This window comes from Mesorhizobium sp. WSM4822, assembly GCF_055811155.1.
Genome location: NZ_JBVVQM010000007.1, coordinates 141345 through 152288, shown reverse-complemented (window position 1 = coordinate 152288; position 10944 = coordinate 141345). Strand labels below are relative to the sequence as shown.

Annotated in this window: 9 protein-coding genes; 3 read left to right on the top strand and 6 right to left on the bottom strand. The window is 61.7% G+C overall.

What is annotated here, in order from left to right; all coding sequences use genetic code 11:
- The first annotated feature begins 163 nt into the window (after positions 1-163).
- Positions 164-1285: a carbohydrate ABC transporter permease gene (locus AC0L3E_RS17665; protein ID WP_473605271.1), complete on the top strand. Its 1122-nt coding sequence runs from the start codon at positions 164-166 to the stop codon at positions 1283-1285.
- A gap of 26 nt (positions 1286-1311) precedes the next feature.
- Positions 1312-2229 (top strand): carbohydrate ABC transporter permease, encoded by a 918-nt coding sequence (locus AC0L3E_RS17660; protein WP_127268003.1) that lies wholly within the window; start codon positions 1312-1314, stop codon positions 2227-2229.
- Between the two features lie 259 nt (positions 2230-2488).
- On the opposite strand, the gene AC0L3E_RS17655 is transcribed toward AC0L3E_RS17660, so the two are convergent.
- Both AC0L3E_RS17655 and AC0L3E_RS17650 read right to left on the bottom strand, forming a co-directional pair.
- A complete protein-coding gene (locus AC0L3E_RS17655; protein ID WP_128308221.1) occupies positions 2489-3232 on the bottom strand; it encodes a creatininase family protein in 744 nt (247 codons plus the stop codon).
- A gap of 3 nt (positions 3233-3235) precedes the next feature.
- Positions 3236-3802: an SIS domain-containing protein gene (locus tag AC0L3E_RS17650; RefSeq protein WP_473605270.1), complete on the bottom strand. Its 567-nt coding sequence runs from the start codon at positions 3800-3802 to the stop codon at positions 3236-3238.
- Positions 3803-3980: 178 nt separating this feature from the next.
- Between AC0L3E_RS17650 and AC0L3E_RS17645 the strand changes: the two genes are divergently transcribed.
- Positions 3981-5003 (top strand): aldo/keto reductase, encoded by a 1023-nt coding sequence (locus AC0L3E_RS17645; protein ID WP_128308223.1) that lies wholly within the window; start codon positions 3981-3983, stop codon positions 5001-5003.
- Positions 5004-5148: 145 nt separating this feature from the next.
- Here the strand turns inward: AC0L3E_RS17645 and hupB are convergent, their stop codons facing one another.
- From hupB to clpP, 4 genes are all read right to left on the bottom strand, one after another.
- Entirely contained in the window at positions 5149-5421 is a 273-nt protein-coding gene (gene hupB / locus AC0L3E_RS17640) for a DNA-binding protein HupB (protein WP_127268007.1), read from the bottom strand.
- A gap of 298 nt (positions 5422-5719) precedes the next feature.
- On the bottom strand, positions 5720-8131 hold the full coding sequence (lon, locus tag AC0L3E_RS17635) for an endopeptidase La (protein WP_127810676.1): 2412 nt from the start codon (positions 8129-8131) through the stop codon (positions 5720-5722).
- A gap of 308 nt (positions 8132-8439) precedes the next feature.
- On the bottom strand, positions 8440-9714 hold the full coding sequence (clpX, locus tag AC0L3E_RS17630) for an ATP-dependent Clp protease ATP-binding subunit ClpX (protein ID WP_013532190.1): 1275 nt from the start codon (positions 9712-9714) through the stop codon (positions 8440-8442).
- Positions 9715-10011: 297 nt separating this feature from the next.
- Positions 10012-10641 (bottom strand): ATP-dependent Clp endopeptidase proteolytic subunit ClpP, encoded by a 630-nt coding sequence (gene clpP, locus AC0L3E_RS17625; protein ID WP_013532191.1) that lies wholly within the window; start codon positions 10639-10641, stop codon positions 10012-10014.
- Positions 10642-10944: the final 303 nt, after the last annotated feature.

The window sequence follows — 10944 nt, the reverse complement described above, 5'->3', positions numbered from 1 at the left end:
TAAAAAAAAAACAACCCAACCCCCCACCCCCCCACTTCTCCCCGGTCTGGTGTTCTCTATTTTTAAAAACACCCCCCCCCCCCCCCCCCCGCCCCCCCCCCCCCCCCCCCCACCACTTTAGACCGGCTCCGGCTCATCGAGAGCCTTCAAACGGGCGAGATTTGTGGCTGACCAGACTTCGACCGCGAACCCGTGGCCGGCAGATGCCGGCCCTTCCGATCTGATCTCTCCAGGCCGCAAACGCCTTGGCCGGGCGCTGATGGCCGTTGCGACGCTTGGCCTGCTGGCGACGATCGTGCTGGAGATCCTCTACAAGGGCAGCGCCGATACGATCGGCTTCGAGACCTGGCGCCCCGTCGTCTATGCCTATGTTCTGTGGGGCGTGGCGATCGGCATCGGCCAGGTGCTGACGCGCGGCGAGGACGGCCAGCGTGCCCTGTTCCTGCTGCCGGCGCTGCTGTTCACCATCGCCATGGTGATCTTCCCGACGCTGTTCGGTTTCTACATCGCGCTCACCGACTGGAACCTCAGTTCCTTCAGTGGCCGCAAGTTCAATGGGCTCGACAATTTCTGGCAGATGCTGGCCGATCCCTACTACCGCAATGCGCTGTTCAACATGGTGCTCTATGTGCTGGCGGTGGCGGTCGAATATGTCATTGCCTTCGGCCTGGCGCTGCTGCTCAACGCGCAGATCCGGGCGCGAAAATTCTTCCGCGTCGTCTTCCTGATGCCGTTGATGCTGTCGCCGGTCGCGGTGTCGTGGATGATCGGCAAGTCGCTGATGGAATACCGGTTCGGACCGGCAGCAACGCTGGCGCGCCATCTCGGCTGGGAAAATCCCGCCTTCTTCTCCGACCCGATCATCGCCCGCATATCGATCATGATACTGGATGCCTGGACCTTCATTCCATTCATGATGATCATGCTGCTGGCCGGGCTGCAGGCGATGTCGCGCGAGGTGCTCGAAGCCGCACGCGTCGACGGCGCCAATGCGTGGCAGACCTTCTGGCAGGTCACTTTTCCGCTGATGCTGCCGGTGTCCGTGACGGCGGTGATCCTGCGCATCATCTTCAAGTTGAAGCTTGCCGACATCATCATCACCGTGACGTCCGGCGGCCCGGGCGGCGCCACCGATTCCGTGTCGAGCTTCATCTATCGCGAATACCGCGACCGCTCGAATGTCGGCTACGGAACCATGCTGGCGATGGCCTATCTGGTGATCATCGTCGTCTTCGTCACGTGGCTGTTGAAATTCGCCAACCGTTTTGTCCGCAATGTCAATTAAAGCAAGATGGGGGTGAATTGAGCCCGATGAGCGTTCAGACCACCGAATATGTCGCCTCGGAAATCCGCTCGCCGGCGAGCTTCCTCGCCAGCCGCGTTTTCATCTATGGCGCGCTGGCCTTCTGGGCGTTCATCTGCCTGTTCCCGATCTATTGGACGGTGACAACCTCGTTCAAGACCGCGGTCGACGTCACGCAGGGCCATCTCATCCCCTTCGTCGACTTCCAGCCGGACTGGAAAGGCTGGCGCTCGCTCGGCCTGTCGCCGGACTCGATTTTCCAGACCTCGACGGTGCGCGAGGAGTTCCTCAAGCGCTTCATGAATTCGGTGATCACCTCGGTCGGCGCGTCGAGCCTCGCCATCGTCATCGGCAGCCTCGCCGCCTACGGGCTCACCCGCTATCGCTATCATTTCGCCTGGTTCAAGAACGAGGACATCTCGTTCTTCTTCCTGTCGCAGCTGATCCTGCCGCCGGTGGTGCTGGCCCTGCCCTTCCTGGTGCTCTACCGCGAGGTCGGCCTGCTCGACACGCGCATCGGACTGATCCTGCTCTACACGCTGATGGTGCTGCCGATCGTCATCTGGATCATGCGCGACCAGTTCAACTCGATCCCGGTTGAGCTCGAGGAAGCAGCCCTTGTCGACGGGCTGTCGATCTGGGGGGCGTTCTTCCGCATCGTCATGCCGATCGCGCTGCCGGGCATGGTCGCCGCCTTCATCCTGGCGATGGTGCTGTGCTGGAACGAGTATTTCTTCGCCGCCCTTTTGACCTCGACCGACGCCAAGACCATCCCGGTCATGGTGGCGAGCCAGACCGGATCGCAAGGCATCAACTGGTGGTCGATGGCGGCGCTCGCCACGGCAGCCATCGCGCCGCTGGCGGTGATCGGCATCGCGCTTGAGCGCTATCTGATCATGGGCATGACCGCCGGAGCGGTGAAGTAGCAGGGCCGGCCTTCCCTTCTCCCCTTGTGGGGTGAGCAGCCGGTTCGCCGAAGGCGAATTCATCGTGCCAGTGGCACGATGAAAGGCCGGCGAACGCCGGGACGCTGCGAAGCAGCGGGGACCCGGCAGGGTGGATCGACTAACCACGCCCGGCCCTTCGCAGGCTCAGGGCGTTCGAAGCTCGAAAAGCCAAGCAATTGGCTTTTCGTCCGCGACGCGGACCGCTTCTCACCCCACAGGGGGAGAAGGAAGAACCGCGCTAGCCGCTCAATATCTCCCGCAGATGATCAAGGATCATCGCCACGCCCTTCTGCCCGAGTTCTGCCGATGCCTCCTTGGCGCTCGCCGTATACCAGCTGGTATTGTCGGCAAAGCGGTCGGCATCGACAGCCTCCGGGCATAGCGCCAGCATCAGCGAGGTCTCGCCGATGCCGGCATGATCGAACGGGTACTTGCCGTTCATGTCAGCCGACATCAGCGGATGCACTTGCACCCAGTTGAAGAAATTTTCACCCGCGGCGTGCCCGGAATAGTAGTCGGCCATCGCCTGAGAGCCCCACCAGCCCTCGCCGCGCTCCTTTTCGAGGAAGCGGAAGATCGCCTGGCGGCCGGCGGTCTTGAACGCCAGATCGGTCGGCATGCCGGCGGCAAAGTTCTCGGTCTGGTGGTGGATGATGGCGTGGATGTTGCGAAAGCCGATGCGCAGCAGGCTGTAGAACAGCTCCTCGCCGAACGGCGCCAGCGCATTGCCGCCGACCTGCACCGAGCCGCTGCCTTCCGGGGGCGCCACCGCATAACTCGCAGCACCGTAGTAGAAGGGCGGCAGGATGACGACGTCCTTCTCCTTTTCGAACAGCTCCAGCGTCTTGACGACGGCCAGCGTGTCCATGCCGACGGCCATGTGCTCGCCATGGTATTCGAGCACGCCGAGCGGCAGAGCGACCGGCCAATTCTCGGCGATCGCCCTGCGGATCTGGTGTGGCAGCATCAGTTCGTAGCGCATGATCTATTCCATGTTGGTGTGGCGGGCGCGCATGGCTTCGGGCGACGCCCCGATCAATTCCCTGAGTTTCAGCACCATCACCTCGAACAGCAGGAACAGCGCGCCTTCGAAAACCGAGCCCATGGGCAGCACCGATGTCTTCTGCGCCCCCTGATCGTTGGCCATGGTCTGCGCGGGAATGAGCAGGGTGAAGTCGGCAAGCCTTGCCGCGCTGCCTTCGGCCCGGGCGGTCAGCAGGAGGTTGGTCGCGTAGGCATCGTGCGCGACCTGCATCAGGGTCAGCACGGTCGAGGTCTCTCCCGGCCCGGAACTGACCAGGAAGACATCGCCCTGCCCCAGCGGCGGTGTGTTCATGTCGCCGACCACGGACACCGGCAGGCCCAAATGATAGAGCCGCATGGCAAAACCCTTGACCTGCAAGGCCTCGCGGCCGCAGCCATAGACGACGATCTGTCGCGCGCCGGCCAGCATTTTGCAGGCGGCGTCGATCCGGCTTTCGTCGATGCGTGCCAGCACGCCGCCGAGCTCCTCAAGCGCGATCTCGAACAGGCTTTTGCTCTTGTCGCTCACCGCGATCCTGCCATCAAAAATCACCCCTGGGATTTGCCGCCATTGCTGCCACGAACAGCTTGATTTCGTTCATGCTAGCAACCGCGAAAATGCGTGTCCAACGCGCAGCGATGCTTTTGCCTGATCACAGGCGTGATAGTGTCATGTCAGACAAATCAGGCGAGGCAAGCAGCAGCATATGAAGACACGGCATTTCGACCGCATCGGCAATGGCGGCATCAGTTTCACCGAGCTCGGCTTCGGCGCGGCGCCGCTCGGCAACCTCTACCGTGCCGTCTCCGACGAGGACGCCAACGCCACGCTGGAGGCCGCGTGGGCGACCGGCTGCCGCTACTACGACACCGCGCCGCTTTATGGACTCGGCCTCTCGGAAACGCGGCTCAACCCGTTCCTGCGCGGCAAGAAGCGCGACGACTATGTGCTGTCGAGCAAGGTCGGCCGCATCATGCGCGCCTGCCCGCCCGAAGAGCGCACCGGCATCGGCAAGTTCTTCGACACGCCGTCACGCCGCGAGGTGTACGACTACAGCTATGACGGTGTCATGCGCTCGTTCGAAGCCTCGCTTGAGCGCCTCGGCGTCGACCGGATCGACATCCTCTTCGTCCACGATGTCGACATCTTCACGCATGGCAGCAAGGAAGCCTCCGACCGGCGCATCGAGGAGTTCATGCGCTCGGGCTATTACGGCTTGCTTTCGCTGCGCGACCAGGGCGTGATCAAGGCGTTCGGTGGCGGCATCAACGAGTGGCAGGTCGCGCAGACGCTGGCCGAGCGCGGCGACTTCGACCTGTTCCTGCTGGCCGGACGCTATACGCTCCTGGAACAGGAGGCGCTGACGTCCTTCCTGCCGCTCTGCCAGGCACGCGGCATCGGCATCGTTCTCGGCGGCCCCTACAACTCCGGCATCCTGGCGACCGGACCGAAGCCCGGCGCCTACTACAACTACTCGGAAGCGCCGAAGGACATACTCGATCGGGTCGCCGGGATCGAAAACGTCTGCAAGCGTCATGGTGTCAGGCTGATCGAGGCCGCCCTGCAATTCCCGCTGCTGCACCCCTCGGTCGTCTCGGTGGTCCCCGGTGGCCAGCGGCCGAGCGAAGTCGAGAGCAATCGCTCGCTGCTCGATGCGAAACTGCCCCCAGCGCTTTGGGCCGATCTCAAGAAGGAAGGTCTTATGCGCACCGAGGCGCCGACCGCGTAAGCCGGCCGCCGTCGCGTCAGCGTCGGGCACAAAAATGAAAAGCCGGGCAAGCCCGGCTTTTCTGGTCGCATGTACCCGCGTAGGGCGCCAAAATGAAAAGCCGGGCAAGCCCGGCTTTTCTGAGGTCTCTGAAAAGAAAAAACGCTTAGTTGACTGCGTCCTTGAGGCCTTTGCCGGCCGAGAACTTCGGCACGGTGCGCGCCGGGATCTTCACTTCGGCGCCGGTCTGAGGATTGCGGCCGGTCGACGCCGCACGCTTTGACACGGAGAAATTGCCAAAGCCGACAAGCCGGACATCGCCGCCCTTCTTCAGTTCGCCGGTGATCACGGAAAATACCGCATCGACCGCCGACTGCGCGTCACCCTTCGAAATGCTCGCGGCGTCGGCGACAGCGGACACCAGTTCGTTCTTGTTCATAAAAATTCCCTTCCATGAGAACACCGGAACTATCGACTCATCCGGCAGGAAACGGACTTTAGAAAGAAGCGCTCCCGCAACCAAGTCGAAAAGGCAGGAAAAAAGCGGAAAAAGCCCGGAAATGCTGGGTTTTTCACATGAAAAAGCCGGGCTCTAGGCCCGGCTCTCCGTTTGTGCGCTGCAACCTTGACGAAAACCAACGCATAGCCTCGAAAACCGTAGCCGGTTTTCGGAAAGGGCCATGCGCAAGTCCGAGCGTTAGAGCGTCCTTTGTGCGTCCAGATGGACGCCCGGCGCTCTAATGCGCCAGGGACTTTCCAGCGTCGTCGGCACTGTCTGTCGAGGCCGGCGGATTGACCGGTTCGACCCATTCGATCGGCTCCGGCATACGCACCAGCGCGTGGCGCAACACCTCGCCGACACGTGAGACCGGAATGATCTCCATGCCGTTCTTCACGTTGTCCGGGATCTCCGCCAGATCCTTGGCATTGTCTTCCGGGATCAGCACCTTCTTGATGCCGCCGCGCAGCGCGGCGAGCAGCTTCTCCTTGAGCCCGCCGATCGGCAAGATGCGGCCGCGAAGCGTTATCTCACCGGTCATCGCCACATCCGCCCGGACCGGAATACCCGTCAGTACCGACACAATGGCTGTCGCCATGGCAGCACCCGCAGACGGGCCGTCCTTCGGCGTGGCGCCTTCCGGCAAGTGCACGTGGATGTCGCGCTTGTCGAACAGCGGCGGCTCGATGCCGAAATCGACGGCGCGCGAGCGGACATACGAGGCCGCCGCCGAAATCGATTCCTTCATCACGTCGCGCAGGTTGCCGGTCACCGTCATGCGGCCCTTGCCGGGCATCATGACGCCTTCGACCGTCAGCAGTTCGCCGCCGACTTCCGTCCAGGCAAGACCTGTAACGACACCGACCTGATCGTCAGCCTCGACCTGGCCGAAGCGGTAGCGCTGCACACCAAGGTAATCGGAGAGGTTCTCCGCCGTGATGCTCACCGTCTTCTTCTTCGTCTTCAGGATCTCGGTCACCGCCTTGCGCCCGAGCTTCATCAGCTCGCGCTCCAGGCTCCTGACGCCCGCTTCGCGGGTGTAGGTCTGGACGATGGCGCGGATCGCGTCCTCACCGACGGAAAACTCCTTCGGCTGCAGCGCGTGATCGCGGATCACCTTCGGCATCAGGTGCCGCTTGGCGATCTCGATCTTCTCGTCCTCGGTGTAGCCGGCGATACGGATGATCTCCATGCGGTCCATCAAGGGCGCCGGGATGTTCAGCGTGTTCGCCGTCGTCACAAACATGACGCTCGACAGGTCGTATTCGACCTCGAGGTAATGGTCCATGAACGTCGAGTTCTGTTCCGGATCGAGGACCTCAAGCAACGCCGATGACGGATCGCCACGGAAGTCCTGGCCCATCTTGTCGATCTCGTCGAGCAGGAAGAGCGGGTTGGACTTCTTGGCCTTCTTCATCGACTGGATGACCTTGCCGGGCATCGAGCCGATATAGGTGCGCCGGTGACCACGGATCTCGGCCTCGTCACGCACGCCGCCAAGCGCCATGCGGATGAATTCGCGACCAGTCGCCTTGGCGATCGACTTGCCGAGCGAGGTCTTGCCGACGCCGGGAGGGCCGACGAGGCACAGGATCGGCCCCTTCAGCTTCTTCTGGCGGCTTTGCACGGCGAGATACTCGACAATGCGCTCCTTGACCTTGTCGAGGCCGAAATGATCAGTGTCGAGCACGTTCTGCGCGAACGCCAGGTCCTGCTTGACCTTGGAGTTCTTGCCCCACGGGATCGACAGGATCCAGTCGAGGTAGTTGCGCACGACGGTCGATTCAGCCGACATCGGCGACATCGTCCGGAGCTTCTTCAACTCGGCTTCCGCCTTTTCGCGGGCCTCCTTGGAGAGCTTGGTCTTCTTGATGCGCGCCTCGATCTCGGCGGCCTCGTCGCGGCCGTCCTCGCCCTCGCCGAGCTCCTTCTGGATCGCCTTCATCTGCTCGTTGAGGTAGTATTCGCGCTGCGTCTTCTCCATCTGGCGCTTGACGCGCGAGCGGATGCGCTTCTCCACCTGCAGGACGGAGATTTCGGCTTCCATGAAGCCCATAGCCTTTTCCAGCCGCTCCTTGACCGAGAGCGTGGCCAGCATTTCCTGCTTCTCAGGGATTTTGATGGCGAGATGCGAGGCGACCGTGTCGGCGAGCTTGGAATAGTCGTCGATCTGGCTGGCTGCACCCACCACTTCGGGCGAGATCTTCTTGTTCAGCTTGACGTAGTTCTCGAAGTCGGTGACGACCGAACGCGCCAGCGCCTCAACCTCGACCTCTTCCTCGTCCGGCTCGACCAGCGCCGCGGCGCGGGCCTCGTGGAAGTCGGGACGGTCGGTGAACGAGACGATTTTCGCACGCGAAGCGCCTTCGACCAGAACCTTGACGGTGCCGTCGGGCAGCTTGAGCAATTGCAGCACATTGGCGAGCGTGCCGATGTCGAAGATGGCATCGGGCTCGGGATCGTCGTCGGCGGCATTCATCTGGGTGGCAAGCAGGATCTGCTTTTCCTGACCCATCACCTCTTCCAGCGCCTTGATCGACTTCTCACGCCCGACGAAGAGCGGCACGATCATGTGCGGGAACACCACGATGTCGCGCAGTGGGAGAACTGCGAAGACGCCGTCGCTGGGTGCCTTGGATACTTTGGCCATTGTCCAACCTTTCATGTCGCGGCCGCCAATCAGCCAACCGCGAATCTTATATTAACGACCGGGGATCGTTCCGCCTACCACCGTTTATGACGGGAGTTTTACAGCACAGAAATCGGGCACCTCGGCCTTCTCCAGTTAGTTGGATGCACGACCCCCAAAGATCAAGGGGCGTGTCCAAATCCGCACTTCCAACCCGTCCGCGAGTGACACATTTGCGACGCCAAGCCGTACGCCGCGCAAAAGCCCTGTGTGACAGCAAAACGGCGCCTTGCGGCGCCGTTTCAGAATTTCGCTGCGGGCTCATCATGTCAGGCGCTGACATTGCCCTTCTTTTCCTTCTGCTCGGAGTAGATGTAGAGCGGCCGGGCACTGCCGGTCACCACCTCCTCCGAAATCACCACTTCGCGCACGCCTTCGAGCGCGGGAAGCTCGAACATCGTGTCGAGCAGGATCGCCTCCATGATCGAACGCAGGCCGCGCGCGCCGGTCTTGCGCTCGATGGCGCGCTTGGCGATCGCCGAAAGAGCGTTCTCGTGGAAGGTCAGATCGACATTCTCCATTTCGAACAGCCGCTGATACTGCTTGACCAGCGCGTTCTTCGGCTCGGTCAGGATCTGGATCAGCGCCGGTTCGTCGAGGTCTTCCAGCGTCGCCAGGACCGGCAGACGGCCGACAAATTCGGGGATAAGACCGAACTTCAACAGATCCTCGGGCTCGACCAGGCGGAAGACATCGCCAGTGCGGCGATCCTCCGGCGAAGCGACGACCGCGCCGAAGCCGATCGAGGTCTTGCGGCCGCGATCAGAGATGATCTTGTCCAGCCCGGCGAAGGCGCCGCCGCAGATGAACAGGATGTTGGCTGTGTCGACCTGCAGGAACTCCTGCTGCGGGTGCTTCCTGCCGCCCTGCGGCGGCACGGAGGCGACGGTGCCTTCCATGATCTTCAGAAGCGCCTGCTGCACGCCCTCGCCCGACACGTCGCGGGTGATCGAGGGATTGTCCGACTTGCGCGAAATCTTGTCGATCTCGTCGATGTAGACGATGCCGCGCTGGGCCCGCTCGACATTGTAGTCGGCCGATTGCAACAGCTTCAGGATGATGTTCTCGACGTCCTCGCCGACATAGCCGGCTTCGGTCAGCGTCGTCGCGTCAGCCATGGTGAAGGGCACGTCGATGATGCGGGCCAGCGTCTGCGCGAGCAGCGTCTTGCCGCAACCGGTCGGGCCGATCAAAAGGATGTTGGACTTCGCCAGTTCGACATCGTTGTTCTTGCCGGCATGCGCGAGGCGCTTGTAGTGATTGTGGACCGCCACCGACAGCACGCGCTTGGCGTAGGGCTGACCGATGACATAATCGTCGAGAACCTTGAGGATCTCCTGCGGTGTCGGCACGCCTTCGCGCGACTTCACCATCGAGGTCTTGTTCTCTTCACGGATGATGTCCATGCAGAGTTCGACGCACTCGTCGCAGATGAAGACCGTCGGACCGGCGATCAGCTTGCGCACTTCGTGCTGGCTTTTGCCGCAAAACGAGCAGTAAAGCGTGTTCTTGGAATCGCCGCTGTTGTTGCCGACCTTGCTCATTTTCATGTCCTTTCATGGCCGCCCGCCGATGGTCTGGCTGAAAGGGCGCATACTCTATCTATCGCGGGAATCCGCCGCCGCCAGTGTGTCCCGGCTCCCGCAACGCATTCCGTACGAAACACAAATCAGAAAACGTGGCAATGATTCGCGACAACCCCGCATAAAGCTAAGCCGCCGAAACTCAACATAGCCTTAACGTAGGCAATCCTGTCCCCCGAGGGAACAGCCAATTGTGGCCGAAATGCCGCAAGACGCGCCAAAAGCGCGTGATGGTGCCATCCAACTGCCAACTTGCCTTTATGCCAGCGCCCCTTCGGCCGCCTCGCGCGACGAAATGACCTTGTCGATGAGGCCGAAATCCTTGGCTTCGTCGGCGGTCATGAAATGGTCGCGGTCGAGCGTTTTCTCGATCTCTTCGTAGCTCTTGCCGGTGTGCTTGACGTAGACCTCGTTGAGGCGACGCTTCAGCTTGATGATATCCAGGGCATGGCGCTCGATGTCGGACGCCTGGCCCTGGAAGCCGCCGGAAGGCTGGTGAACCATGATGCGGGCGTTCGGCGTGGCAAAGCGCATGTCCTTGTGACCGGCGGTCAGGAGCAGCGAACCCATCGAAGCCGCCTGGCCGATGCAGAGCGTCGACACGGCCGGCTTGATGAACTGCATGGTGTCGTAGATCGCCATGCCCGAGGTGACGACGCCGCCCGGCGAATTGATGTAGAGATTGATTTCCTTCTTCGGATTCTCGGCTTCGAGGAACAAAAGCTGCGCGCAGACCAGCGTCGCCATGCCGTCCTCGACCGGACCGGTGATGAAAATGATGCGCTCCTTGAGGAGGCGCGAGAAAATGTCGTAGGCCCGCTCGCCGCGATTGGTCTGTTCGACCACCATCGGAACGAGGTTCATGTAGGTTTCGACGGGGTTCTTCATCAGATATCTCTTATCTCGCGGTGGGATTCCGGCGCCGGGAATGCCGGCAGATCGGGCAGAATCGGTTCTGGATCGTTATTCCGTAAATAGGATGCCGGCTCATCCTTGTGCAAGGCCGACCCCTCCTAGCCATCTGGGTAAGTCGAATCAAGCTTTCTGACCAAGGATTCGCGGCGGCGGATGCTTCCGCGGGTCTGGAGCCGCATGGCCGGCCGCGCAAGGTAGCAGTTTCTTAACCGCGTCACTTAACGAAATGCGCCGAAACCGCTTTTTTCCGAGACGGCTTCCTCTACAATTCAGCGT

Coding starts and splice junctions, on each gene's coding strand:
- AC0L3E_RS17660 (WP_127268003.1), top strand. CDS start 1,312: ATGAGCGTTCAGACCACCGAATATGTCGCCTCGGAAATCCGCTCGCCG.
- AC0L3E_RS17655 (WP_128308221.1), bottom strand. CDS start 3,232: ATGCGCTACGAACTGATGCTGCCACACCAGATCCGCAGGGCGATCGCC.
- AC0L3E_RS17645 (WP_128308223.1), top strand. CDS start 3,981: ATGAAGACACGGCATTTCGACCGCATCGGCAATGGCGGCATCAGTTTC.
- hupB (WP_127268007.1), bottom strand. CDS start 5,421: ATGAACAAGAACGAACTGGTGTCCGCTGTCGCCGACGCCGCGAGCATT.
- lon (WP_127810676.1), bottom strand. CDS start 8,131: ATGGCCAAAGTATCCAAGGCACCCAGCGACGGCGTCTTCGCAGTTCTC.
- clpX (WP_013532190.1), bottom strand. CDS start 9,714: ATGAGCAAGGTCGGCAACAACAGCGGCGATTCCAAGAACACGCTTTAC.
- clpP (WP_013532191.1), bottom strand. CDS start 10,641: ATGAAGAACCCCGTCGAAACCTACATGAACCTCGTTCCGATGGTGGTC.